The sequence below is a fragment of the Sphingomonas sp. AC435 genome (genome assembly GCF_979253005.1).
This window is the reverse complement of record NZ_CEEDCJ010000004.1, coordinates 286307-311328: the sequence shown is the minus strand read 5'-3', so window position 1 is coordinate 311328 and position 25022 is coordinate 286307. Positions and strand designations below refer to the sequence as shown.

Here is a 25022-nt window from a genome sequence, read left to right as displayed (position 1 = left end):
GCTTGAGATAGGGTGGCGGGAGCGTGGTGTGACGGCCCCGCGCCATCCCTATTCCACCGCGCTGATGAGTTTGGCGAGCGGGCGCGGGCTGCTCTCGACCAGCGGCAACGGTTCGATCGTCTTGCCGGCCGTATCGATATTCAGCGCCTCGAACCGCTTCGCGGAGGTCAGGACCTGGCTTTCGAGGCTGCCGACAAATGCGTTGTAGGCGGTGTTTGCGGTTTCGAGGTTGCGGCCGAGCTTGGTGATGTGCTCGCCCATCTTGGACAGGCGGATGTAAAGCTCCTTTCCAAGCGCGCCGATCTCCTCCGCCTGCTTGGCCAGCTTTTCCTGTCGCCAGACGGCCGAGACGGTGCGGGCGATGGCGATGAGGTTGGTCGGGGTGGCGAGCAGCACGCGCTTGTCGAAGGCGAAGTCCCAGAGGGTCGGGTCATGCTCCAGCGCGGCGGACAGGAAATGTTCGCCGGGGACGAACATAACGACATAATCGGGGGCGTCGTCGAACTGGTTCCAGTAGCTCTTGTTGCCAAGGCCGTTGACGTGCGCGCGCATCGAGGCGGCGTGGCGCGAGAGCCCGAGTTGCCGTTCGGCATCGTCGACCGCGCCGAACGCGTCCTGATAGTCGTTGAGCGACACCTTGGCGTCGATCACCAGTGACTTGCCACCGGGCACGCGGACGATGGCGTCGGGGCGGAGGCGACCACCCTCCCCGTCCGACACGCTGACCTCGGTCTGGAAGTCGGTGTGTTCTGAAAGGCCGCAATTCTCGAGCACGTTGCGCAACTGCTGCTCGCCCCAGCGACCGCGTGCCTTGGGGGCGTTGCGCAGCGCGTTGACCAGCTTCGATGCCTCGTTGCGGACGGTTTCCTGTCCGACACGCATCGATTCCATCAAACCGGTGAGATTGCCGAACGCGTCGCGGCGCTCCGCCTCCGCCTTCCCGACGCCCTCCTCGTAGCGTTGCAGGCGGTCGTGGACCGGTTGCAGCAGCGCGGCAAGCCGCTGGCCCGACGTATGCTCGGATTCGGTGAAGCGGGCCTGCGCACGTTCGAGGAACTGCGCCTGTGCACCCTCCAGCGCACGGGCGGCGGCGGCACCGAACTGCGCGGTCATGGCTTCGCGCGCCTCGACGAGGTGGCGGATCGTCTGTTCGGCGGCGGCCTGACGCTCCTCGCTCTGCGCGCGCAAGGAGGCGAGGTCCTGCATCGCGCCGCGGGCCTGCTCCAATTGATCGACGACCGCTTCGTGCGCGGCGATGCGTTCGGCCGCCTGCGCGCGGTGCCAGGCGAGTTCCTGCAGCGCGTCGTTGCGTTCGCGCTCAACCGCGTCACGCGCCTGCCGGACGATGTCGAGATCGGCGGCGCGGGTGTTGGCGACGGCGAGGTCGCTGGCGAGCTTGGCGACGCTGCGGCTGGCGACGATCCAGCCGATCGCGAGGCCGACCAGCACCGCGAGGATGCCGACGATCAAAAGGTCCGGGGTCATGCGTCAGGCCCCGAAGTGGAGGAAGTGGAGGGTCTGGCGCATCGTTTCGTCTTTCGTTCGCGGCATGCAGGGACGCGACCCGTCCGATATCGGACCGGCGCAGGGAACGTAGCAGGAACGCCGCCGGTGCGACAGCGCAAAACCGCGTCAGCCGTTGCGGCGCATCTTCGTCAGCTTCTTCATGAGCATGTCGCGCTTCAGGCGGGAGATGTGGTCGATGAAGAGGATGCCGTCGAGATGGTCGATCTCATGCTGCATGCAGGTCGAGAGCAGCCCGTCCAGTTCCTCTTCATGCGTCTGGCCGTCGAGATCGAGCCAGCGGACCCGGCAGCGCGCGGGGCGCTCGACCTCGGCATATTGCTCCGGGATCGACAGGCAGCCCTCGTTGTAGCGGGCGACATCCTCGCTGACCGACAGGAGTTCGGGGTTGATATAGGCGTGCGGGTCGCGGACCGGCTTGCCCTCCTCGTCCTCCTCCGACTGGAGATCGATGACGACGACGCGGCGTTCGACGCCGACCTGCGTCGCGGCGAGGCCGATGCCGTGCGCGGCGTACATCGTCTCGGTCATGTCGGCGACGAGGGTGCGGACGGTGTCGTCGACGGTCTCCACCGGTGCTGCGACGGCGCGGAGGCCGGGATCGGGAACTTCGAGAATGGTGAGGACGGTCATGCGCGCCGGATGCCGACGAACCGCCGAACCGTCAAGCATGCCCCGTTCCGGGACCGGCCGCGATCATCCTGCTTTACCCGGTACACGATCATTTGTAGGCGGCCGTGCAAAGGGGTTTCATCAATGAACAGGCTATTCAAACTTGCGGCCATGAGCGCAGCGTCGGTCGTGGTCCCGGGTACGGCCACGGCGGCGGTGATCTTCGAACGCGCCACGGGCGCCACCAACATCGTCGTGCGGGTCGATGGTGGCCGTCCCGACGTGTCGTCGATCAATGACGGGATCACCGCCCCCGGAACGCTGTCGATCGTCGATGCGGCCAGTCGGATGGGAACATCCTCGACCGCCCGTGCGGCGTCCAGCATCATCGCGGAGTTTACGTCGTCCGCGTCGGCGACGATCGCCTTCGATCAGGCGACGGGCTATACCGGACCGGGCACCGCCGTCGCAGTGGCGGTCGGCGTGCTGTTCTACGATTTCGTGCTGACGACGCGGTCCGACATCTTGCTGAACGGAACGGTCGCGACCAGCGGCGAAGACGCGGTGCCGCTGGGGCAGAGGATCGGCATTACGGGCAGCGGTGGCGCTGCGCTGTTCGACAGCGGCCGGATCGCTGGCCCGTTCGCCTCGACGGTGACGCTGGGTGCGGGTCGCTACAGTATGTTCGTCGGCGACCTGACGACGAATGTGGTCGGCAACGATCCCGACGACGCGTTGGGCGCATCGACGGGCAAGACGCTCAACAGCCGCTATTCGATCGCCATCACCGACGCCGCAACGGTTCCCGAGCCGGCGAGCTGGGCACTGATGATCGCCGGGTTCGGGATGGTCGGCGGCGCGATCCGTCGACGCGCGTCGGTCAGGATACGGGGCGCCGCGCTCTGAGCGCCTGCGCCAGCGTGCCTTCGTCGAGATAGTCGAGTTCGCCGCCGACCGGCAGGCCGTGGGCGAGCTGGGTGACGCGCACCGGGAAGCGCTCGATCCGCTCGGCGAGATAGTGGGCGGTCGTCTGCCCCTCCAGCGTGGCGTTCATCGCCAGCACGACCTCGTCGATGCCGCCCTGTTCGATGCGGCGGACGAGCGCGTCGATCGACAGGTCCTCGGGGCGAACACCTTCGAGCGCGGACAGCCGGCCGCCGAGCACGTGGAAGCGGCCGGGGAACAGGCGCGAGCGGTCGAGCGCCCAGAGGTCGGCCACCTCCTCCACCACGCACAACGCGCGGGAATCGCGGCGCTGGTCGGCGCAGATCGAGCAGGGATCCGTGGTGTCGACGTTGCCGCAGGTGGAGCAGGTCGCCAGCCGCTCCTCGACCGCAGCCAGCGCGGTCAGCAACGGACCGAGCGCCGCCTCCCGCTTCTTGAGCAGATGCAGCACCGCGCGACGGGCGGATCGGGGGCCGAGCCCGGGCAGGCGGGCGAGCGCCTGGGTCAATGCTTCGATCTCGGGAGAGGCCATGTCGGGAACAGATAGGGGGTTGCGTCCGCCTCCGCCAGCGTGTCGAGAGCGTGCCCATGCGGATCGTTTTCATGGGAACGCCGGAATTTGCGGTGCCGACGCTCGACGCGCTGGTCGCGGCCGGACACGACGTGGTGGCAACATACAGCCAACCGCCGCGACCGGGCGGACGACGCGGTCGCGAATTGGTCGCGTCGCCGGTGCAGCGACGCGCCGAGGTGCTCGGCATCGCGGTGCGGACGCCGGTGTCGCTCCGGACCGCGGAGGCGCAGGCGGAGTTCGCGGGCTGGAACGCCGATGTCGCGGTCGTCGCGGCGTACGGGCTGATCCTGCCGCGCGCGGTACTGGATGCGCCGGTGCATGGCTGTCTGAACGTGCACGGATCGCTGTTGCCGCGGTGGCGCGGGGCGGCGCCGGTGCAGCGGGCGATCCTGGCGGGCGATGCCGAGACGGGCGTCGGGATCATGCAGATGGAGACCGGGCTGGATACCGGTCCCGTACGGCTGGAGGGGCGGACCCCGATCGACGCCAAGACGGCGGGTGAACTGACGGCCGAGTTGGCGACGCTCGGCGCGCGGTTGATGGTCGCGGTGCTGGGTGACCTTGCCGGGCACCCGCCCGTGCCGCAGCCGGAGGACGGCGTCACCTATGCCGCGAAGATCGACAAGGCCGAGGCGCGGATCGACTTCGCGCAGGATGCGGTGGAGATCGAGCGGCTGGTGCGGGCGATGAACCCGGCGCCGGGGGCGTGGTTCGAGGTGGCGGGCGAGCGGGTCAAGGTGCTGGCGGCGGAGGTGATGGGTGCGATCCCCGCGCTTAGCCATCCCGGTCACTCCGCCAGTCTCCCCGGCAAAAGCTGGGGTCTTTCCGGGAAGAGCGAGACGACTGCCGCGCGAGACCCCAGCTTTCTCTGGGGTGACGGCGGCTGTGACGGGGAGAGCGGGGATGACGGGATCGCTATAGGCCCCGGCATCACCCTCGACGACGCGCTGACGATCGCGTGCGGCTCGGGCGCGATCCGGCCGACGCTGGTGCAGCGGGCCGGGCGCGGGGTGACCTCTGCCGACGATCTGCTGCGGGGCTTTCCGATCCCCGTCGGGACCCAGCTTTGACGCGGTTCGCGTTGACGGTGGAGTTTGACGGCCGGCCCTTCATGGGCTGGCAGCGGCAGTCGCACGGACCGTCCGTTCAGGGTGCGCTGGAGGCGGCGGCGTTCGCGGTGACTGGCGAAGAGGTGGCGGTGCATGCTGCGGGGCGGACCGATGCCGGCGTGCATGGGCTTGCGATGCGGGCGCATTGCGATGTCGCGAAGCCGTTTGCGGCGTTCCGCCTAATGGAGGCGCTGAATGCGCGCTTGCGGCCGCATCCGGTGGCGGTGATGGCGTGCGAGGAGGTCGCGGACGATTGGCATGCGCGCTTCTCCTGCATCGGGCGGGCGTATGAGTATCGGATCGTCAACCGGCGTGCGCCGCTGACATGGGAGGCCGGGCTGGCATGGCAGGTCCCGCAGCCGCTGGACGAGGACGCGATGGCGGCAGCGGCGGCGATGCTGGTGGGGCGGCATGACTTCACCACCTTCCGGTCGGCGCATTGTCAGGCGGACAGCCCGGTGCGGACGCTGGACGTGCTGGCGGTGGAGCGCAACGGCGACCGGCTCGCGGTGAAGGCGGCGGCACGGTCGTTCCTGCATCATCAGGTGCGGTCGATGGTCGGGTGTCTGGCACTGGTCGGCATGGGGCGGTGGGCGGTGGACGATGTAGGGGCTGCGCTGGCGGCGCGCGACCGGTCGCGGCTGGGGCTGAATGCGCCGCCCGACGGGTTGTTCTTTGTCGGGGCGGTGTATCCCAATAGCGTAACGACGTGACGTTGGCCCATCCGGTCGGAGCGCACCAAACTTGTCGAGGGGTTCGCGCATCATCTGTGCTTCAACAGGCTCACCGCGAACGGATCAAGCCGATGTGACCACGCTGCGAGGTTTTGCGCGAAAAGGAATAGGAACGGGCCGCCAAGGGCCAAGATTTCCTTCGGCCTGATTACCCAGAACCTCTTTCCTGCCTTTACGTCGTGCGTGACAATCTCCCCGACGGGATCGGTCGGGTCTGGATCAACGGCTCAGGCAGGCTGCGAGTTCGACGTGGGTGGACCAGCGGAACTGGCCGACCGGCTGGACCCAGTCGATGCGCCAGCCCTCCTCGACCATCGACTTCGCATCGCGGGCGAACGTCGCGGGATTACAGGATACATAGGCGAGACGCGGCGTCTTGCAGGCGGCGAGCGCGGCGGCCTGTTCGCGCGCACCGGCGCGGGGCGGGTCGATGACGATTGCATCGAAGCGATCGAGTTCCGCCACCGTCAGGGGCCGGCGATAGAGGTCGCGATGTTCGGTGAAGACCGGCAACTGGCGGGCATGCGCGGCGGCCTTCAGCCCCATCAGCGCGTCGCGGGCGCCCTCCGCCGCGTAGACCTTTGACGGCAACGCGAGCGCGAAGGTGCCGAGGCCCGCAAACAGGTCGGCGACGGTGCGCGCTCCGGCCGTCGCTTCGCGGACGGAGGCGACCAGCGCGTCCTCCCCCTCGCGCGTGGCTTGCAGGAACGATCCGGGGGGCAGCGCGACAGGGATGCCGCCGAGCGTGATCGTCACCGGCTGCGGCTCCCAGCGCGCTTCGGGACCTTGGCCGTCGTCGACGCAGAAGCGCGCGACCTTGTGCCGGTCGCAGAAGCTGGTGAGCGCCTCGGCGGCGGTCAGTCCCTCCGGCGCGAAGCCGCTGACGAGGACGTCGGGCCCTTGATCGGACAGCGTCAGGTGCACATCGGCGCGCCGCTTGAGGCCCAGCTTCTGGAACAGCGCACGCAGCGGGGCGACGAGGGCGAACAGTTCGGGCGCGAGGATGTGGCATTCGCGCATGTCGACGACGCGGTGGCTGCCCTCGGCGGTGAAGCCGAGCACTCCGCGTTCCGCGTGGAGCGTCGCGCGGCGGCGGGTGTTGGGCGGCGAGACGATCGCGGGGCGGATCGGTGCGCTCAGCCCCTGCCCGTCCAGCGCCGATGCGATGCGGTCGGTGACGAAGCCGGCATAGCTCTCCTCGTCGAGATGCTGGAGCTGACAGCCGCCGCATTGCGGGAAATGGCGGCATGGCGGCACCTGATGGTGCGGGCCGGGGATGACCTCGAAATTGTCGGTCAGCGTGTCGCCGGGGGCGGCGAAGGGGGCGTGGCGGCCGTCGTCGGCGACGCCGTCGCCGGGCGCGGCGACGCGGAGGATGGTGCTCATCGGACGCGCGATAGCGCGGCGGCGAGGTCGTCGGCAATGAAGGACCGTCCACAACGCCTCGCGGCCTCTCCGTGCAGCCATACCGCGGCGCAGGCGGCGGCGAACGGATCGAGGCCGCTCGCCAGCATCGCCCCGGTCGCGCCGGCCAGCACGTCGCCGGTGCCGGCGGTCGAGAGCCAGTCGTTGGCGTCGCCGGCGACCACCGCGCGGCCGTCAGGTGCGGCGATGACGGTGTTGGGGCCTTTGTAGATCACGATGGCGTCGGCGCGGGCGGAGGCGGCGCGGGCACGGTCGATCTTGCTCGAATGGGTGTGGCCGAACAGCGCCTTGAACTCGCCGGCATGGGGTGTGAGGATCGCCGGCGCATGGCGCGATGCGTCGGGGTCGAACAGATGCAGCGCGTCGCCGTCGATCACCAGCGGGCGGCGGCTGGCGAGCGCGGCGGTGAGGCGCGCGCGGGCGGTATCGTCGCGGCCGAGGCCGGGGCCGATCACGACCGCGCCGATGCGGGGATCGTCGAGGGCGGCGTCGCTGTAGGTCTTGCGGACGAGCGCGTGCGGGATGCCGTCGGCGTCGCCGAGATGCAGGACGTAGCCCGCGCCGGCATGCATCGCGGCGAGACTGGCGAGATCGCTCGCGCCCGGCATCGCGCCCGCGACGACCGCGACCATGCCGCGCGTGAACTTGTGCGAGTCGGGCCCGGGTTCTGGGAGATCGGGGGCCGACAAGACGAAGGTTGTGCTGCCCTCACCCTCCCCTTTCCCGGAGGGAGCCAGGATGTCGATGATGCGAACGTTACGGCTGTAGCGGGCGGCGGGCTGGAGGAGGTGTGCGGGCTTGGCGTGGCCGAGCGCCAGCGTCAGGTCGGCGGCGGGCGGTTTGGTCAGGACGCCGCCGTCGTCGGTGGCGACGCCGCTGGGCAGGTCGACCGCGATCAACAGGCGCGCGGACGCGGCCAGCCGATGAAGATGGTGCGCGACATCGTCGGCGAGCGGGCGCGACAGGCCGGTGCCGAACAGCGCGTCGACAAGGATCGGTGCGGGCGCGGCATCCGCCAGCCGCTCGACCGCGCCGGTCCAGCGGTCGGCAGCGGCGCGGGCGAGATCGGTGGCGGGTGGAGCGGACGCGGCCACGCGCACCGGGTGCCCCGACTCCGCAAGCCGAAGCGCCGCGACATAGCCGTCGCCGCCATTGTTGCCGGGGCCGCAGAGGATCAAGACTTCCGCCCCCGCAGCGAGGCGGCGGACGGCTGTGGCCACCCCCTGCCCGGCCCGCTCCATCAGTCCGGCGAGATCGCCATGCGCCGCTTCCGCCGCCCGCATCTGCACGGCGGTGAGGATCGGGCGCCCGGCGAGCGGGATCACGGGTTCGCCTTCACCGTGGCCGGCAAGCGGTAGCGATCACCGGCGACGTTCACCTCGATGATGCCGGGCTCGACGATCGATACCCTGGCGTCCTCGGCTCCATCCGCTGGAATGACGCCGCGGCCGTCGGTGGTGACGGTGAAGCGCCGGAACGCGCCGTCCGGGTGGCGCAGCGTCAGGACGGTGCCGTCCTTCCCCGCTTCGCCCTGCGTCTGTTCGACGGTGCAACTGCGCGCGAGCGGAGCGTTGCCGCGCGCGCAGAGAATACGGCCATCCTCCGCCGCGGCGACACCCTGCTGCGCCTCGGCGTTGGCCAGCACCTCCGTGTCGGTGGTGCTGCCCTGGCTGCACGCGGCGAGCATAAGAGCGCCGACCACCGGCCCAATGCTTCCGCGCAGGCGGGAGTACTGCGATTGGTCGTCCGTCCGCAGCCCTGCCTGCCTCACTGGATGCCCGCCTTCGGGGGCAAACATATCAGATGTCGGCATAGACATGCGTCTCCGCCTGCGCGCCCGGATGCGTCAGCGCGCCCTTGTAAGCAGGGCCGACGTTGCGGGCGTAGCGCCACAGCACGCCCGACTGATAGTCGTTGGTTCGCGGCTGCCAGCGGGCGCGGCGTTCGGTCAGCACGGCATCGTCGACCAGCAGGTCGATCGTCCCGACCTCCGCGTCGATACGGATCGTGTCGCCGTCCTCGACAAGGGCGATCGGGCCCCCCTCGGCCGCTTCGGGGCCGACATGGCCGATGCAGAAGCCACGTGTCGCGCCCGAGAAACGGCCGTCGGTGATGAGCGCCACCTTCTCGCCCATGCCCAATCCGTAAAGCGCCGCGGTGGTCGACAGCATCTCGCGCATGCCGGGGCCACCCTTCGGCCCTTCGTAGCGGATGATGACGACTTCGCCCTCGACGATCGAGCGGGCCTCGACCGCGGCGAAGGCGTCCTCCTCGCAGTCGAAACAGCGCGCAGGGCCCTCGAACTGGAGGCGATGCATGCCTGCGACCTTCACGATCGCACCATCGGGGGCGAGGCTGCCGCGCAGGCCGACGACCCCGCCGGTCGGGCTGAGCGGCGTCTTGACGTCGTAGATGACCTTCTGGTCGGGATTCCACGTCACTTGATCGATATTCTCGCCCAGCGTCTTGCCGGTCACCGTGATGCAGTCGCCGTTCAGCAGTCCGCCGGCCAGCATCGTCTTCATCAGCATGTAGACGCCGCCGGCCTCGTACATATCCTTGGCGACATACTGCCCGCCGGGCTTCAGGTCGGCGATGTAGGGCGTGGACTTGAACGCCTCCGCCACGTCGAACAGGTCGAAATCGATCCCCGCCTCGCTCGCCATCGCCGGCAGATGCAGCGCGGCGTTGGTGGAGCCGCCGGTGGCGGCCACCACGCGCGCGGCGTTGATGAAGGCTTCGCGCGTGCAGATGTCACGCGGGCGGAGATTGCGGGCGACCAGTTCCATCACCTGCGCACCCGCCGCCACCGCGATCTGCTCCCGCGTGGAATAGGGCGCCGGCACCATGTTGCTGTTGGGCAGCGAGAGGCCGATCGCCTCGCCGACGCAGGCCATCGTGTTCGCGGTGAACTGCCCCCCGCATGCGCCATGGCCGGGGCAAGCGACCTTTTCAAGCGCGTGCACCTCCTCGATCGGGCATGCGCCGGCGGCGTATTTTCCGACGACCTCGAACACGTCGACGACGGTCACGTCGCGCTCCTTGTACCGGCCGGGCAGGATCGATCCGCCATAGACGAAGATCGACGGAATGTTCAGGCGGAGCATCGCCATCATCATGCCCGGCAGCGACTTGTCGCACCCCGCAAAGCCCACCAGCGCGTCGTAACAGTGGCCGCGCACCGATAGTTCGACCGAGTCCGCGATCACCTCGCGGCTGACCAGCGACGCCTTCATGCCCTGATGACCCATCGCGATGCCGTCGGTGACGGTGATGGTGTTGAAGCGACGCGGCAGGCCGCCGCCCTGGATCACGCCGGCTTGCGCCGCATCCGCCTGCCCATCAAGCGTGGTGTTGCACGGTGCGGAGTTGTTGCCGGCCGAGGCCAGTGCGACGAACGGACGCGCAATCTCCTCCTCGGTGATTCCCATCGCGTAGTAATAGGAGCGGTGCGGAGCGCGTTCCGGACCGACGGAGACATGACGGCTGGGGAGCCGGGCCTTATCGAACTGAGTCATGGCGACAGCCTATGTCGCGCCGAGGGTCCGTGGCGCAAGCTTCTTTCACGGTGCGCGTCATCGACCCGCCCCGATGAACGCCACGTCACTTTTGTTATTTGAAACAGGCTTCTTCTCTTGAAAGGATAGAACCAATGTATATCAATGATCGCGCCAACGACCTTGGCAGGGGAAATAGGGGCAATGATCTGGCCGGGCGCCGCAACGAGGGAGATGCCAGCGTGAGCGGCCTTGCCCGCCGTGGCGTTCTGCTGGGTGCGGCCATCGGAACGCTCCCGCTCGCGGTGCTGGGGGGCACCCGGGCAGGAGCGGCAGACACATCGTCGGGCAGCACTGTCATTGTGTCGACCTGGGACTTCGGCGCTGCCGCCAATGCGGCGGCGATCGCGCGGCTGAAGGCGGGCGGCACACTGCTCGACGCGATCGAAGCGGGCGCTCGCGTGCCGGAGGCGGACCCCTCGAATCATTCGGTGGGCTATAGTGGTTATCCCGATCGCGACGGCCATGTCACGCTCGACGCCGTCATCATGGACGACCGCGGCCATGTCGGCGCGGTCGCCGCACTGGAGGACGTGATGCACGCGGTGTCTGTCGCCCGCGCGGTGATGGACAAGACGCCGCACACCTTCCTGGTCGGACCGGGCGCGAAGCAGTTCGCGCTGGCGCAGGGCTTCCCCACCCGCAACCTGCTGACACCGGAGTCGGAGAAGGCGTGGCGCGAGTGGCTGAAGACCGCGCGCTACAAACCGGAAGCGAATATCGAGAACCGCATCGGCGGGACGCGCGGATCGGCGCTGGATCACGATACGATTGGCATCATCGGGCGCGGCGCGGACGGCCGGTTCGCCGGAGCGTGCACGACATCGGGCATGGCCTTCAAGATGCGGGGCCGGGTGGGCGACAGTCCACAGGTCGGGTCCGGCCTGTTCGTGGAGGCCGGCGTCGGTGCGGCCACCGCGACGGGTGTCGGCGAAGAGGTCACACGGATCGCAGGCACGGCGCGCGTCGTCGCGTCCATGCGCGGCGGGATGGGCGCCAAGGCGGCCTGCCGGGAAGCGGTGGAGCATATCGTGCGACTGCGCGGCGATGCCGTGCGGGACGCGCAGGTCGGCTTCCTGGCGATCGATCGGCATGGCGGCGTCGGCGCGTTCGCGCTGCAACCGGGATTTACTTACGCAATGACGGACGGCGACGGCGCGACGACGATCGTGCCGGCCGACAGTCTCAGGCGAAGTTGACGGATCAAGCGGCCGCAGGGGGCGGTCGCTGGATCGGCGCACCGCGATGCGGGCGTCGATCCGAAGGGGGGAAACGACGTGAAGACGATCATGAGGTTGATGGCGACGAGTTGTCTCGTTGCGGTGGCGGCGACGCCGAGCTGGGGGCAGACGGCAGAGACGGTGCCGTCGGTAACGGGCGATCCGGTCGCGGACGCGAAGCTGATCGCGGAACGTGATCGCACCGGACCGCCAAGTGCGGACGAGATCATCGTCACCGGGACGCGCATCGTACGCCCCAACATAAAATCGGCCGCGCCCATCGTCACGGTCACCGCGGCGGAAATAGCGGCACAGGGCGCGACGACGATCGAGGAAGTACTGAACCGTCTGCCCCAGGTTCAGCCGAATTCCGAACAGAACTATGCCGATTCGAACGGCCTGCAGCGGGTGAAACTCCGGAGCCTCGGCTACGAGCGGACATTAACCCTCATCGACGGCATGCGGCTCGGAATCGGCAACGCATCCAGCGATGTCGGGATCGTACCCAATGCACTGGTCGAGCGGATCGACGTACTGAGTGGCGGCGCGTCGTCGGTTTACGGGTCGGACGCCGTGTCGGGCGTGGTGAACTTCATCCTGAAGAAGAACTTCGACGGCATCCGGCTGGACGCCAATTACAGCTTCTACAACCACAACAACAAGCCGAACGCCGTTACCGATGCCGCGGCGCGGTCATTCTTTCCGTCAGTGTCGGGCATGACGAACGACGGCGGTCGATCCAACGTCACACTGTCGCTCGGCAAGAATCTGTTCGGCGGCGCGGTCAATCTGACCGGGTTCGCCAATTACCGCCAATCGAACCTTCTCCGCCTCGCCGACCGCTCCTACGCGGCCTGCGAAGCCGTTCAATCCGTCCGGGACGGACCGCTATCCTGTTCGGCGGCGACGTTCACGGGGGCGGGAACCATCATTCCGCAATCGGGCCCGAACCGCGGTCGCGTGCTCGTCAACAACCCCGATGGTTCGCGAACCCTCGTCCCGATCAATTCCCGGCCGGGAACCGCCGCGAACCCCTTCGACGGCTTCAGTTTTCAACGTGAATTCGAACGGATCAACACCGGCGGCTTCTTGAACGTCAGGGTTTCCAGCGATATCGAGCTTTATTCCTCGGCACTGTTCTACCGTGACAAGTCGCGCAACCCTCAACTCAACCGTACGCTCAATTTCGGCGCCTATGGATTGGCGCCCTATTCGCTGCCCTGCAACAACCCGTTCCTCTCCGCCGCGCAGGCCCAGACGATCTGCGGCGCCGCCGCGGGCACGGCGACGGTGGCCCCGATCGACCTGCGCTACCGGTTCGACGGGACGCAGCCCGTCTATGACCGGTTCGTCAACAAGGGCATGCGGATCCAGGGCGGGCTGAGAGGCCGCGTCCTCGACAACGTCTGGAACTACGACGTCGCCTTCGTCTACGCCAAGAGCAAGCAGAGCGCGTTCGGTCGCGCCAATCCCGATTATGCCCGCGTCAACCGCGCGCTGGACGTGACGCTGGTCGGTGGAGTGCCGACGTGTCGCTCGGTGGTGAACGGGACCGATCCCGCCTGCGTCCCGTTCAACGCGTTCATTCCCGGCAACAGCGACACCGCGTTCAACGAATATCTGTTCGGGCCCGGGGAGTTCAACTTTTCCAATACCCGGTTCACGACCCTGCCACGCCTGTGGCAGGTGCTGACGACCCTCAGCGGCGATCTCGGCAAATACGGCATCACGTCGCCTTTCGCGAATCAGGGCGTCGCGGTCGCAGTGGGCTCGGAGTTCCGCGCCGAACGGCAGGCGAACTCGGCGAACGCCGCCTATCGCGCCGCGTTCGGCGGAACCAACGGGGTACCGCTGACGCAAAATGTTTGGGAGGTGAACGCGGAGCTTCAGGCCCCGTTGGTCGAGGACAAGAGCTGGACGCAATTGCTTCAGGTCAACGCCGGATATCGCCTGTCCGAATACAATCGTCTGAGCGGACGGTTCAATACCTGGAAGCTGGAGGCGCTCTGGTCGCCGATCGACGACATCACGTTTCGCGGTGCCTATAACAAGGCGCAGCGCGCACCGACGATTACGCAGGCGAGTTCCGCAGTCGATATCAACTACGTAAACACCAATTCGCCAAACGATCCGTGCGCAAGCACCCCCAACCCGAACAATCCCGACGCGCTCCTGCCGCCGACGGCGACCATCGAGCAGTGCCGTGCGACCGGACTGCCCGACAACCTTTATGGCAGCCAGACGCTGAATTGCCCGGATCAGTCCTGCACGATCCGCAACGGCGGGTTCGGACTGACGCCGGAGACGGCCTATACCACGACGTTCGGCGTGGTGGTGCGACCCCGCTTTTTGCCGGGGCTGAGCCTGTCGGTCGACCGGGTCATCGTCAACCTGAGGGACTCCATCAACTTCTTCTCGGCGGCCAGCTTCCTGAACGGATGCCTGGAATTCCGGATCGACTATTACTGCCGCGGGGTGGTCCGCAATCCTGGCACCTTCACGCTGTCCAGCCCCACGACGGGCGACCCGGCCACCGGCTTCCTGGCTCAGGGGCTGTCCAACGGGTTCAAGTCCAAATTCCACAGCTGGGACTTTCAGGGCCAGTACGGCCTGGGCCTGAGCAGCGCGGGACGCCTGAGCTTCGACTTCAACGGATCGCTCGCGACACTCGTGGGCGGTCAGGACTCGCCTGACGTCGCATCACGGAATTGCAGTGGCTATTATGGTCGGTTGTGCGGCGAGAGCCTGCCGAGATGGTCGCACAGTCTTCGCACGACCTGGACGACGGTAGACGGCAACTTCAACACGTCCGTCAATTGGCGTCATACCGCACCGACGACGCTCGACACCAACGTCACGGATCCAGATCTGGGCATTCCCATCGACCCTAACCAGTTCCGGAATACCTTTGCCGGCATCGCAGCCTATGACTACATCGATCTGTCGATGAACGTCTCTATCGCCAAGCAGTTCTCATTGCGGGTTGGCGTCAACAACGTCTTTGACACAGCCCCGCCGATCGTTCCCAACAGTCGGGCCGTGCTCGGCCTGCTCCGCGCCAACACGGTCTTCCGTTACGATTTGCTCGGGCGGCAGATCACGCTGGGCGCATCGGTGAATTTCTAATCACGGACAGCCGTCGTTCCCCCGAGCGACGGCTCAACTTGCGGCCTCCACCCTTGTGGTGGGGGCCTTTTTTACGTGCGCGGTATTTGTGATGAACGAGGATCGCCGCCAACGCAGGCGATCGCAACGGATTACAATGCGGCGAGGGCTTTCGCGACGCCGTCCATCGTGAACGGCTTTTGCAGGACCGGGCGATCGCGGAAGCGCTGGTCGACGCTGTCATCGCTGCCGCCGGTCGCGAACACGAAGGGGATCCCCGCCGCGTCGAGCGCTTCGGCGACGGGAGTGCTCTTCTCACCGCCGCGCAGGTTGACGTCGAGGATCGCGGCGTCGATGCCGCCACCGTCAATCCGGCCCAGTGCGGTCGCCACGCTGTCGACGCTGCCGGCGACGCTCTGGTCGAGCACCTCGAGGAAATCCTCGAGCATCATGGCGATCAGGGGTTCGTCCTCAACGATGAGGATGTGCTTCGGGGCAGTCATCGCCTGATGCCTTAGCCTTGATTGGGACGGTGACGCAACGGTTGCGCGCCGCCCCGGTAACGCACGTCACCGATTGGCGAGCGCATCCCGAGCGGCTTCCCATAATTGCTGCACGGAGAAGGGCTTAGGCAGGAATGCGACGTTATCGAGATCGATCGATTTGCGCAGTTGCTCCTCCGCATAGCCGGACATGAACAGCACGGGCAGGTCGGGATAGCGTTCGCGGGCGTGGCGGACCATCGTCGGGCCGTCCATCGTCGGCATGACCACGTCGGAAATCAGCAGGTCTGGACGATCGATCCGGTCGAGCACCTCCAGCGCCGCCTCGCCATTGTCGGCGGTGACCACGGTATAGCCCTGCCGCGCGAGCGCGCGCTCGGCGACTGCGCGGACCATGTCCTCGTCCTCCACCAGCAGCACGGTGCCCTGCGCCCACGCCTCGCTCTTGGGCATCTCGCGGATGGCGGGCTTGGTCGGGAGAACGGGTGCCTCCGGTGCGGTGTGGACGGGGAGGTACATGGTGAAGGTGGCGCCCTGCCCCGGCCGCGAGTCCGCGAAGATCCAGCCGCCCGACTGCTTGACGATGCCATACACCGTCGAGAGGCCCAGCCCCGTGCCCTTGCCGAGTTCCTTCGTCGTGAAGAACGGCTCGAAGATCTTCGGCAGGATGTCGGCGGGGATGCCGGTGCCGGTGTCGGTGACGGATAGCGTCGTATAGTCGGCGGCGGGCAGGATGTCGGACCCCATCGCCCGCACCTCGGCCGCGGTCACGGAGCGGGTCTGGATCGTCAGCGTGCCGCCGCCGCGCGGGTGCGCGGTCATGATCGCGTCGCGCGCATTGACCGCGAGGTTGACGACGACCTGCTCCAGCTGCCCCGGATCGGCGCGGACGGGCCCCAGGTTGCGGCCGTGCGTGACGTCGAGCTTCACCGTCTCGCCCATCAGCCGCTTGAGCAGGTTCGACACCTCGGAGACGACGTCCGGCAGCTGCAACACCTGCGGACGCAGCGTCTGCTGGCGACTGAATGCGAGCAACTGGCGGGTCAGGCCGGCAGCGCGGTTGGAGTTGGTGCGGATCTGCTGGATGTCGTCATAATCGCTGTCGCCCGGCGAGTGGCGCATCAGCATCAGGTCGCAATGGCCGAGGATCGCAGTCAGGATGTTGTTGAAATCATGCGCGACACCACCGGCGAGCTGGCCGACCGCCTGCATCTTGGTCGCCTGCGCCACCTCGCGCTTCAGGCGGCTCTCCTCGCTATTGTCCTTCAGGCTCAGCAGCACCGCGGCATCGCCCAGCCCCCGTGCGCCGGCGATCGTCAACGCGACCGGCTCGTCGGGATGATCCTTCAGCCGCACCGCCATGTCGGCCGAGTGCGTCGCCCCGCCCGCGAACCGGCGGATCGCGTCAGCCACCGCCGCCTTGTCCTCCCGCACCACGAGATCACCGGGATAGAGCGGCGGCGCATGCGGATCGACGGAGGCGGCGCGGACGAACGAATCGTTCATCTGCAGGAAGCGCCCGTCGCGATCGACCAGCGCCATGCCGAACGGCATCAGCGAAACCAGGCTGCGGACATGCGCCGACGCCGACGCGCCGATCGCGGGCGCATCCTCGCGGTCGTCGAGCAGGACGATCAGGATCGGGGAATCGTCGCCCTCCAGGAACGGCACCTGCAACAGGCGCAGCGGTGTGCCCTCCAGCCCCTCGCGCTCGAACCGCAGCAGGCCACGGCTGTCGGTGATCAGGAAATGCGCGAAGTCGCGGTGGCGGATCGTTGCCTCGCCACCGGTCGCGCGCAGCGTCAGCGCACGATTGGCGGCACGGACCCGGCCGTCGCTATGCAGCAGCGCGGCCATGATCCCGACCTGTCCCAGCCGCTCACCGGACTCGCCCGCGATCAGTTGCTCGGCGGTGGTGGTAACATCCTGCTCCGGTGCGGCGGCGAAGCGCCAGACGAGCATGTCCGCTTCCTCGCCGGCGCGGGTGACGCTGGCGATCATCACGCTGCCCTCGACCACCAGGCGGTCGATCGTAGCGTTCCCGTCCCGCCAGGCGAGCCGCCCCGCCTGGCTGAGCGCGTCGACCCCACTCTCCCCGATCGGCAGCGAGGGCGGCGTGGGAAAGTCGCCGAACAGATGTTCATAGGCATCGTTGGCGCACACCAGCCGTCCGGCGCGATCGGTGACCGCGACGGCATCCGTGCTAGCGGCGGCAACGGCGCGCGTGATGTTCCAGTCGACCGCCCTGCCCTCCGGCGCGCGGGGCGGAGCAAGCAGTCGCCACGCCGCGGCGATCCCGATCAGCACTACCGCACCGCCGAGAAAGCCCGCCGCTGCGATCCAGCTTCCGGTCAGCAGCAGCACCAGCACCGCCGCCGCGATGCCGGCAGCGACAGCGATCAGCGCAGCGAGACGGACGGGGGACAGGCCGAGGGATGTCATCGCGCCAGCCTTCGGGCGGAAGTAGAGGGCTCGTCAAGCATATCCCCTCCCGCGGAGCTCCGCGGGAGGGGATAGCGGCATCACCAGATGCGGATGCGCTGGGCGGGCGGCAGATACATCGCCTGCCCCGGCTTGGCACCGAACGCCGCATACCAGGGATCGAGATTGCGGACCGTCCAGGCCCGATAGTGACCGGGCGAATGCGGGTCGGACAGCAACGTCTGTTGCAGCGCCTGCTCGCGAAACTTGATCCGCCACACCTGCGCCCAGCCGTAATAGAAGCGCTGGTCGCCCGTCGTGCCGTCGATCACCGGCGCGGGGTTGCCACCGAGCGAGCGGTGATACGCGTCGAGCGCCACCGTCAGGCCGGCGAGATCGGCGATGTTCTCACCTAGTGTCAGGCCGCCCTGAATGTGCTGGCCCGGCAAGGGCTCGTACGCGTCATACTGCGCCACCAGTGCATCGGTGAAGGCTTTGAAGCGGGTTACGTCCTGCGGTGTCCACCAGTCGGTTAGTTTGCCGGTCTCGTCATATTTGCGGCCCTGGTCGTCGAAATGGTGGCTGATCTCGTGGCCGATCACCGCGCCGATGCCGCCATAGTTGACCGCCGGGTCCGCCTTCGGGTCGAAGAAGGGCGGCTGGAGGATCGCGGCGGGGAACACGATCTCGTTCATCACCGGGTTGGCGTAGGCGTTGATCGTCATCGGCGTCATGAACCACTCGCCGCGATCGATCGGCCGGCCGAGCTTGTTCAGGTCGCGCTGGAAATCGAAGGCGTTGGCGCGCGCGACGTTGCCGACGAGGTCGTCCCGCTTGATCTGGAGCGCCGAAAAGTCGCGCCACGTCTCGGGATAGCCGATCTTCGGGGTGAAGGCGGCCAGCTTCCGGCGCGCCTTGGCCTTGGTCTCGGGCGCCATCCACTCCAGCTTGTCGAGACGATCGCCCATCGCGACGATGACGTTCTTGACCAGCGCGTCGATCGCCGCCTTGGACTCGGGCGGGAAGTATTTCGCGACATATTGCTGGCCGATCGCCTCGCCCAGTCCGCCGGAGACGGTGCCGACGCCACGCTTCCAGCGATCCTGCTGCTGCGGTGCGCCCGACAGCGTCGTGCCGTAGAAGGCGAAGTTCGCCTTTTCGATGTCGTTCGACAGATAGGGCGCGAAAGCCCGCATCACGCGCAGCGCGGCGTAGTCGCGCAGCACGGCCAGAGGCGCGTCGGCAAAAACCTTCGCCTCGCCGGTCACGGCGCTTGGCTGCGACACGATATAATAGGGGCGGCCCGCGACGCCGAGCGCCGTCATGTACGGTGCCCAGGCGATGCCGGGAGCCTTTGTGGCGAAGTCGGCGGCGGTCCAGCGATTATAGGTCTTGTCCGCGTCGCGGCTTTCGATGCGCGTCCAGTGCGCCGTCGCGATCGCCTTTTCGAGGTTCACGACCGCAGCGGCGCGCGCCTCCGCGCCCGGTTCGCCGGCGAACCCGAGCATCTTCGCGACATAGGCCTGATAAGCCGTGCGGACGGCAGCGAGCTTCGCGTCGTCCTTCAGATAATAATCGCGATCGGGAAGACCGAGGCCGGCCTGACCGAAGCTGACCGCATAGGTGTTCGGGTCCTTGTCGTCCGGGCCGACGCCCATGCCGAAGAATCCGCCGACACCCTGACGCTGAAGCTTCGCCATTTCCAGCAGCAGCGCGTCCTTGGTCGGCGCGGCCTTGATCGATGCCAGCCACGGCTTGACGGGCGTGACGCCCTTCGCATCGGCCGCGGCCTGATCCATGAAGCTGGCGTAATAATCGCCGATCTTATCGCCGGGACGCTTCGACGCATCCTCCAGAATGCCGCGCGTGCGGGTCAGCGACAGGTCCTGCAAGACGTGGAACATGCCGTAGGTGGAGCGATCGGCGGGGATCTCCGTGTTCTTGAACCACGTGCCGTTGGCATAGTCGAAGAAGTCGACACCGGGCTGAACCGCCATGTCGCGGCCGGCCATATCGAACCCGAAGGTGCCGAGTTGCGGCTTGTCGGCGGAGGCGGGAGCGACCGGACCCTGTGCGGCCTGCGCGACGGTGCGCGTTTGCTCCGCCTGACGGGCCGGGGTGGTTTGGGCTATGGCGAGAGAGGATACCGTGGAAGCGAACAGAACGAAACCAATGACCGGCTTACGCATCTAACATCCCTTGAAGGCTGTGAATGCGCGGTGTCTTACTCTTCCATCACGGCCCGTCAAACAGGACGAAATTAAATAACACGTAATGTGACGGCGAGGTCAGACCGGCTTGTGGCGATCGTGGCGGTGCCGCCATTTGCGCGCGATCCAGAGCCGCCAGCCGAGCGCCGACAGCGCATAGCCGAGGACCGACGCGGCCGCCGTCATCACGATCAGGCCGAGGCCAAAGGCCGGCCCCTTGTCCCAAAGCCAGTGCAAAGCCTGCGTCGCCCATTGCAACCAGCCGGTCGCTGCCTCCGCCGCAGGTTGGGTGAGGATGGGCACGTCGGTCCGCAGCAGCCACGCGCCAATCTGATACGCCATGATCCACAGGATCGGCGTGGTCAGCGGGTTGGTGATGAATGTCGTCAGCGCCGCGACGGGCACGTTGGCACGGAAAGGCAGGGCGAAAATCGCGGCGATGGCGATCTGCGCGACCGGGAACAGGAAGCCGGCGACCATTCCCAGCGCGACGCCGCGCGGCACCGACCGGCGGGTGAAGCGCCACAGTTCGGGCGCGAGTACCCGGTGCGCAACGGGGCGCAGCATGCGGTTGCGCTCCATCGACTCACGCGTCGGCAGGTTGCGGTGGCACCACGCCGCCGAACGCTGCCAGACGGTCGGCGGGGCTACGACGTCCGGTCCGCGCGCCATCAGCCGCGCTCGCGCATGATGCGCCCGGCCTCTCGCTTCCACTCGCGCTCCTTGATGGCGGCGCGCTTGTCGTGATCCTTGCGGCCCTTGGCCAACGCCAGCTCCACCTTCGCCCTCCCCCGACTGTTGAAGTACACGGACAGCGGGACGAGCGTCATGCCCTCCCGCGCGACCGCGCCGTGGAGCTTGTTTATCTCGCGCTCATGAAGGAGCAATTTACGGGGCCGCTTCGCCTCGTGGTTGAAGCGGTTGCCGTGGCTGAATTCGGGGACGTTGGCGTTGACCAGCCAGATCTCCGACTCCTTCACCTCGGCATAGCTTTCGGCGATCGATCCCTCGCCGAAGCGGAGCGACTTCACCTCGGTGCCGGTCAGCGCGATGCCGGCCTCGAACACCTGTTCGATGCTGTATTCGAAGCGAGCCTTGCGGTTCTCGGCGACGATCTTCTTCTTGTCGAAGGTTGCAGGTTTGGGACGCGACATGGAAGTCCGATGTAGGCAGCGGCTGCCCCGCTGGGAAGCGGCGATCGCACGATCCGGCCCGCGGCCACGGCATCGTGGCGCGGCCGATACGCAAACGGCCCCCGGTGCGCTTGCACCGGGGGCCGTCCGCAACGATGTCCGCGTAAGCGCTTAGCGCGCGTAGCGGACCGTCATGGTCCGACGGCGCATCGAGCCGCCAACCATGCCGACGCCCAGGATCATCAGCGCCCATGCCGCCGGCTCCGGCACCGCGCCCGCTGCGTTCAGCGAGAAGGTGACGTTGTCGATCGGGAACAGCGCAGGGCCGTTCTGGTTCTCTGCGCGGGTGAAGGTAATCAGCGAGATGTTGCTGAAGATGTTCGAGTATTCGATCGGCGAACGGCCTTCGCTCGGTCCGACCGGCGCAAAGAACTGCGTGCCGAGCGTTGCGCCGGCTGCGTCGAGGAACGTCAGCGTTCCGCCGGCGAAATACCCACCGCTGGCGTTCAGACCAGCGACCGTCAGGCCGAAGCCGTTCGAGGTCGTGGCGCGACCCGTCGTCGGATCGACGAAGCTGATCGTCGAGCCGCTCGAATTGACGTTGGCGTAGTTCGGGCTCGACGGAACGTTCACTGCGCCGCCGAACGTGTCCGGCAGGATGGTGAAGTCGTTCAGGACGAGGCCTTGGGTGGTGTAGAAGCTGGTATCGGTGCTCTGATCGAAGTTCACCGTGGTCTGCGCGAACGACGGCGACGCCGCGATGAAACCGGCCGCCGCAACGGCGGCGAGGATGTAGGTCTTCATAAGCGGTACTCTCCCTGAAGCCGTTAACCTCCTGTTAACGACTTGGAAGCGGTACGTTTTCAGGTTGTTAATGTTCCCAGGTAACCTCGATTATTTTCTGGGGCCACCAGTCATGTCCCGAAACGGGACGTGAGTTAGGCGATCCCGGCCGTCGCCAGCCCCTCGTCCACGGCCGTCGTCGCCGCATCGCCCGCTGGCGTCATCGGCAGGCGCAGGTGCGGCGGAAAGCCGGGCCGGACCCGTGTCATCGCGTACTTGACCGGGCCCGGCGAGGCGTCGACGAACATCGCATCGTGCAAGGCATATAGCCGGTCGTGCAGCGCCAATGCCGCATCATGATCCCCGCGCGCGCAGGCCGCCTGGAACTCGGCGCAGAGCCGCGGCGCGGCATTGGCCGTTACCGAAATACAGCCTGTTCCACCGAGCGCATTATAGGCCAGCGCCAGATCGTCGTTGCCCGACAACTGCGCGAAGCCGCTACCGAGCGCCAGCCGGTGTTGCGTCACGCGCGGCAGGACGCCGCTGGCGTCCTTGATCCCGACGAATACCGCCGGAAATGCCTGCACGATGCGGATCACCGTTGCCGGCAGGATGTCGGTGACGGTGCGGCCGGGCACGTTGTAGAGGATGATCGGCAGCGGCGTGTCGGCCGCCAGAGCCTCGAAATGGCGGAAGATCCCCTCCTGCCCCGGCCGGTTGTAATAGGGGGGCACCATCAGCGCGGCGTCGGCCCCGGCGTCCTTCGCGGCCACGAGGTTGGTGGCTGCGACCCGGGTATCGTTCGATCCCGCCCCCGCGATCACCGGCACGCGGCCCTTCGCCTGATCGACGCAGACGCGAACGACCTCGAAATGCTCGTCCTTGGTCAGCGTCGCCGCCTCCCCGGTGGTGCCACAGGCGACGAGACCGGACGAGCCTTCCGCGATCTGCCACTCGACCAGATCGCGAAATGCCGCCTCGTCAAAGGCACCGCTCGAATCGAACGGCGTGACGAGAGCAGGGATCGATCCGGAAAACATGGGAAAATGACCTTCTTCGCGCCGGTCGGCGTCAATTCGTTCAGGACAGATACGGGTCGCGGCCCTACATTGTCCACATGATCGCATCCCTGAAGTCGACCGTCCTCCTTGCCCTGTTCGCCGGTACCGCCGGCCTGCCCCAGACGCAGGAGCAGATCGAGCGCGCCAGCGTGGAGGCCGCGAACCGCGCCGCCGCCGCTGCGGCCGGGGTGACGCCGACCTCTCCGCAAGCTCGGCCGGCGATCGGCAATCCGGCGTTGGCCTCGGCGATCGCGCAGTGGCGGGCGTTGCAGCAGACCGACGCGCTGCCGTTCGACAGCTATGCCGGGTTCGTCATGGCGCATCCGGGCTGGCCGGGCGAAACCGCGAACCGTCGCGCGGCGGAGCGTCAGGCGCAGACCGCCGCGCCGGGCAACGTCGTCGCATTCTTCCGCCGCTATCCGCCGCAATCGGCCACCGGCAACGTCGCGCTGGCCCGCGCGCTGGCGGCCAGCGGCGACATCGCGGGCGCGAATGCCGCAGCGAAAGCGGCGTGGCGGATGGGGTCACTGTCGACGCAGGACGAGGGTCTGATGCTGACGCAGTTCGCCGGCGCGCTGACGCCCGAAGACCACGACGCGCGGATGGACGCGCTGCTGTGGCAGGACGCTACCGGCACGGCGCAGCGCCAACTGGGCTATACCAGCGCCGCGCAGCGCCCGATCTTTGCGGCAAGGCTGGCGTTCCGGACGAAGGCGCCCGACGCGGCGGCGATCTCCGCGGCAACGCAGGCGCTGTACGCCAACGATCCGGGCTATGTCGCGGACCGCGCGACGTGGCTGCGCAACACCTTGAGCCCCAGCGTGCGGCCCTATCTCGCGTCGCGGCCGGTACTGGCGCAGCGGCCGGGTAACGTCGAGAAATGGTACGAGGTGCTGCTGGTCAACGCCCGCGGAGCGGCGGCGGACAACCAGTGGCAGGTGGCCTACGACATCGCGCGGCAGGTCGACGACGCGTATCCGGCCGGCACCGACGTCTCGAAGAAGCCGTATGGCGAGCGCGACGATTACACGTCGCTGGTGTGGCTCGCCGGGCAGACGGCGATGAAGCAGCTCGGCCGCCCCGCCGACGCGATGCCGCTGTTCGAGCGATACGGCCGTGGCAGCATGGCGCCACAGACCCGCGCCAAGGGCTTCTACTGGGCCGGACGCGCCGCGGAGGCAGCCGGACTGGCGACCCAGGCGGCGAGCTTCTACGCGCAGGCGGCGGGTTATCGCGACCAATATTACGGGCAATTGGCGCTGGAGCGGACCGGACAGGCGCTGGTCGCGCCGCCGGCTCCGCCGGTGCCGTTGATCGCGCGGGCGCAGCGCGACGCCTTCGCCGCGCGCGAGACGGTGCAGGCGGTGCGCTTCCTCGGCCAGATCGGCGACTGGAAGGATCAGACCGCCTTCGTCCGCCAGATCGCGGCGGATGCGACGACCGATACGGATCATTGGCTGGCCGCCGACCTGTCGCGGCAGATCGCGCGACCCGATCTGGCGGTGATGGTCGGGCGTAGCGCGATGCAGAACGGCCTGACGGAGTATTCCGCCGCGGGGTTTCCCACGGTGCCGGTGCCGAGCGGATATGAGGGCCAGTGGACGCTGATCCACGCCATCGCGCGGCAGGAGAGCCAGTTCGACCGGGCGGCGATCAGCGGCGCGGGTGCGCGCGGGCTGATGCAGCTGATGCCGGCGACCGCGCGGGAGCAGGCGGGCAAGATGGGGCTGAGTTATTCGCCCGATCAGCTGACGACCGATCCCAACCTGTCGATCATGCTGGGATCGAGCTATTTCCAGCGCGTCTTCAACAATTACGGCAGCTATCCACTGGCGATCGCGGCCTACAATGCGGGCGGCGGCAACGTGAACAAGTGGCTGCGGCAGTTCGGCGACCCGCGTACGGGGGCGATCGAGTGGGTCGATTGGGTGGAGGCGATCCCCTACACCGAGACGCGCAACTATGTTCAGCGCGTGCTGGAGAATGCGGTCGTGTACGACCTGATGAACCCGGCACGCGCGCAGAGCCGCGGCACGACGCGACTGAGCTGGTATCTGGGCAAGAACCGTCCGGGTTGATGAATGCGGCGGTCCGCGTAGGAACGCG

The 25022-nt window shown here is 67.6% G+C and carries 20 protein-coding genes; 6 read left to right on the top strand and 14 right to left on the bottom strand.

Annotation, left to right across the window (positions count from 1 at the left end; translation table 11 throughout):
* Positions 1-48: 48 nt before the first annotated feature.
* Both AC0CH8_RS10500 and def read right to left on the bottom strand, forming a co-directional pair.
* The gene (locus tag AC0CH8_RS10500; protein WP_465239836.1) at positions 49-1485 is read right to left on the bottom strand and encodes a DNA recombination protein RmuC; all 1437 of its coding nucleotides are present in this window, start codon (positions 1483-1485) and stop codon (positions 49-51) included.
* Between the two features lie 147 nt (positions 1486-1632).
* Positions 1633-2157 (bottom strand): peptide deformylase, encoded by a 525-nt coding sequence (gene def / locus AC0CH8_RS10495; protein WP_465239835.1) that lies wholly within the window; start codon positions 2155-2157, stop codon positions 1633-1635.
* A gap of 150 nt (positions 2158-2307) precedes the next feature.
* Between def and AC0CH8_RS10490 the strand changes: the two genes are divergently transcribed.
* A complete protein-coding gene (locus AC0CH8_RS10490) occupies positions 2308-3042 on the top strand; it encodes a PEPxxWA-CTERM sorting domain-containing protein (RefSeq protein ID WP_465239834.1) in 735 nt (244 codons plus the stop codon).
* On the opposite strand, the gene recR is transcribed toward AC0CH8_RS10490, so the two are convergent.
* The gene (recR, locus tag AC0CH8_RS10485; RefSeq protein ID WP_465239833.1) at positions 3017-3613 is read right to left on the bottom strand and encodes a recombination mediator RecR; all 597 of its coding nucleotides are present in this window, start codon (positions 3611-3613) and stop codon (positions 3017-3019) included. The two genes, AC0CH8_RS10490 and recR, sit on opposite strands and share 26 nt — an antisense overlap.
* 56 nt (positions 3614-3669) lie before the next feature.
* On the opposite strand from recR, the gene fmt reads away from it, so the two are divergent.
* Together fmt and truA are read left to right on the top strand one after the other, a co-directional pair.
* Positions 3670-4725, top strand: coding sequence for a methionyl-tRNA formyltransferase (fmt, locus tag AC0CH8_RS10480; RefSeq protein ID WP_465239832.1), 1056 nt, complete (start codon positions 3670-3672; stop codon positions 4723-4725).
* On the top strand, positions 4722-5477 hold the full coding sequence (gene truA, locus AC0CH8_RS10475) for a tRNA pseudouridine(38-40) synthase TruA (RefSeq protein ID WP_465239831.1): 756 nt from the start codon (positions 4722-4724) through the stop codon (positions 5475-5477). Before fmt ends, truA begins: the two co-directional genes overlap by 4 nt.
* A gap of 240 nt (positions 5478-5717) precedes the next feature.
* Here the strand turns inward: truA and AC0CH8_RS10470 are convergent, their stop codons facing one another.
* The 4 genes from AC0CH8_RS10470 to ilvD all read right to left on the bottom strand — a co-directional run bounded on the left by AC0CH8_RS10470 (position 5718) and on the right by ilvD (position 10441).
* Entirely contained in the window at positions 5718-6884 is a 1167-nt protein-coding gene (locus AC0CH8_RS10470; RefSeq protein ID WP_465239830.1) for a class I SAM-dependent RNA methyltransferase, read from the bottom strand.
* Positions 6881-8248, bottom strand: coding sequence for an NAD(P)H-hydrate dehydratase (locus AC0CH8_RS10465; RefSeq protein WP_465239829.1), 1368 nt, complete (start codon positions 8246-8248; stop codon positions 6881-6883). Before AC0CH8_RS10465 ends, AC0CH8_RS10470 begins: the two co-directional genes overlap by 4 nt.
* The gene (locus AC0CH8_RS10460) at positions 8245-8625 is read right to left on the bottom strand and encodes a hypothetical protein (RefSeq protein WP_465239828.1); all 381 of its coding nucleotides are present in this window, start codon (positions 8623-8625) and stop codon (positions 8245-8247) included. Before AC0CH8_RS10460 ends, AC0CH8_RS10465 begins: the two co-directional genes overlap by 4 nt.
* Positions 8626-8722: 97 nt before the next feature.
* Entirely contained in the window at positions 8723-10441 is a 1719-nt protein-coding gene (ilvD, locus tag AC0CH8_RS10455) for a dihydroxy-acid dehydratase (protein ID WP_465239827.1), read from the bottom strand.
* A 134-nt stretch (positions 10442-10575) separates the two neighbouring features.
* Between ilvD and AC0CH8_RS10450 the strand changes: the two genes are divergently transcribed.
* Entirely contained in the window at positions 10576-11679 is a 1104-nt protein-coding gene (locus AC0CH8_RS10450; protein WP_465239826.1) for a N(4)-(beta-N-acetylglucosaminyl)-L-asparaginase, read from the top strand.
* 78 nt (positions 11680-11757) lie between these two features.
* Complete coding sequence (locus tag AC0CH8_RS10445) at positions 11758-14826, top strand: TonB-dependent receptor domain-containing protein (protein ID WP_465239825.1); 3069 nt, start codon at positions 11758-11760, stop codon at positions 14824-14826.
* A 131-nt stretch (positions 14827-14957) separates the two neighbouring features.
* Here the strand turns inward: AC0CH8_RS10445 and AC0CH8_RS10440 are convergent, their stop codons facing one another.
* The 7 genes from AC0CH8_RS10440 to dapA all read right to left on the bottom strand — a co-directional run bounded on the left by AC0CH8_RS10440 (position 14958) and on the right by dapA (position 22895).
* Entirely contained in the window at positions 14958-15308 is a 351-nt protein-coding gene (locus tag AC0CH8_RS10440) for a response regulator (protein WP_465239824.1), read from the bottom strand.
* A gap of 66 nt (positions 15309-15374) precedes the next feature.
* A complete protein-coding gene (locus AC0CH8_RS10435) occupies positions 15375-17750 on the bottom strand; it encodes a hybrid sensor histidine kinase/response regulator (protein ID WP_465239823.1) in 2376 nt (791 codons plus the stop codon).
* Between the two features lie 80 nt (positions 17751-17830).
* A complete protein-coding gene (locus AC0CH8_RS10430) occupies positions 17831-19918 on the bottom strand; it encodes a M13 family metallopeptidase (RefSeq protein WP_465239822.1) in 2088 nt (695 codons plus the stop codon).
* A gap of 99 nt (positions 19919-20017) precedes the next feature.
* Positions 20018-20611, bottom strand: coding sequence for a DUF2062 domain-containing protein (locus AC0CH8_RS10425; protein WP_465239975.1), 594 nt, complete (start codon positions 20609-20611; stop codon positions 20018-20020).
* Positions 20611-21093 carry an SsrA-binding protein SmpB gene (smpB, locus tag AC0CH8_RS10420; RefSeq protein WP_055843293.1) on the bottom strand — a complete coding sequence of 161 codons (483 nt, stop codon included), beginning with the start codon at positions 21091-21093 and terminating at the stop codon, positions 20611-20613. The genes AC0CH8_RS10425 and smpB overlap by 1 nt, the downstream gene beginning before the upstream one ends.
* Before the next feature lie 150 nt (positions 21094-21243).
* Entirely contained in the window at positions 21244-21876 is a 633-nt protein-coding gene (locus tag AC0CH8_RS10415; RefSeq protein ID WP_465239821.1) for a PEPxxWA-CTERM sorting domain-containing protein, read from the bottom strand.
* Positions 21877-22010: 134 nt separating this feature from the next.
* Positions 22011-22895: a 4-hydroxy-tetrahydrodipicolinate synthase gene (gene dapA, locus AC0CH8_RS10410; RefSeq protein WP_204196058.1), complete on the bottom strand. Its 885-nt coding sequence runs from the start codon at positions 22893-22895 to the stop codon at positions 22011-22013.
* A gap of 77 nt (positions 22896-22972) precedes the next feature.
* Between dapA and AC0CH8_RS10405 the strand changes: the two genes are divergently transcribed.
* The gene (locus tag AC0CH8_RS10405) at positions 22973-24994 is read left to right on the top strand and encodes a transglycosylase SLT domain-containing protein (protein ID WP_465239820.1); all 2022 of its coding nucleotides are present in this window, start codon (positions 22973-22975) and stop codon (positions 24992-24994) included.
* The last annotated feature ends 28 nt before the right edge of the window (positions 24995-25022 follow it).

Excerpts from the sequence above, each read along its gene's own strand:
- fmt (WP_465239832.1), top strand. The coding sequence starts at position 3,670 with ATGCGGATCGTTTTCATGGGAACGCCGGAATTTGCGGTGCCGACGCTC.
- AC0CH8_RS10490 (WP_465239834.1), top strand. The coding sequence starts at position 2,308 with ATGAGCGCAGCGTCGGTCGTGGTCCCGGGTACGGCCACGGCGGCGGTG.
- dapA (WP_204196058.1), bottom strand. The coding sequence starts at position 22,895 with ATGTTTTCCGGATCGATCCCTGCTCTCGTCACGCCGTTCGATTCGAGC.
- def (WP_465239835.1), bottom strand. The coding sequence starts at position 2,157 with ATGACCGTCCTCACCATTCTCGAAGTTCCCGATCCCGGCCTCCGCGCC.
- smpB (WP_055843293.1), bottom strand. The coding sequence starts at position 21,093 with ATGTCGCGTCCCAAACCTGCAACCTTCGACAAGAAGAAGATCGTCGCC.
- AC0CH8_RS10500 (WP_465239836.1), bottom strand. The coding sequence starts at position 1,485 with ATGACCCCGGACCTTTTGATCGTCGGCATCCTCGCGGTGCTGGTCGGC.
- AC0CH8_RS10430 (WP_465239822.1), bottom strand. The coding sequence starts at position 19,918 with ATGCGTAAGCCGGTCATTGGTTTCGTTCTGTTCGCTTCCACGGTATCC.
- AC0CH8_RS10415 (WP_465239821.1), bottom strand. The coding sequence starts at position 21,876 with ATGAAGACCTACATCCTCGCCGCCGTTGCGGCGGCCGGTTTCATCGCG.
- AC0CH8_RS10435 (WP_465239823.1), bottom strand. The coding sequence starts at position 17,750 with ATGACATCCCTCGGCCTGTCCCCCGTCCGTCTCGCTGCGCTGATCGCT.
- AC0CH8_RS10425 (WP_465239975.1), bottom strand. The coding sequence starts at position 20,611 with ATGGCGCGCGGACCGGACGTCGTAGCCCCGCCGACCGTCTGGCAGCGT.
- AC0CH8_RS10440 (WP_465239824.1), bottom strand. The coding sequence starts at position 15,308 with ATGACTGCCCCGAAGCACATCCTCATCGTTGAGGACGAACCCCTGATC.
- AC0CH8_RS10450 (WP_465239826.1), top strand. The coding sequence starts at position 10,576 with ATGTATATCAATGATCGCGCCAACGACCTTGGCAGGGGAAATAGGGGC.
- ilvD (WP_465239827.1), bottom strand. The coding sequence starts at position 10,441 with ATGACTCAGTTCGATAAGGCCCGGCTCCCCAGCCGTCATGTCTCCGTC.
- recR (WP_465239833.1), bottom strand. The coding sequence starts at position 3,613 with ATGGCCTCTCCCGAGATCGAAGCATTGACCCAGGCGCTCGCCCGCCTG.
- AC0CH8_RS10405 (WP_465239820.1), top strand. The coding sequence starts at position 22,973 with ATGATCGCATCCCTGAAGTCGACCGTCCTCCTTGCCCTGTTCGCCGGT.
- AC0CH8_RS10470 (WP_465239830.1), bottom strand. The coding sequence starts at position 6,884 with ATGAGCACCATCCTCCGCGTCGCCGCGCCCGGCGACGGCGTCGCCGAC.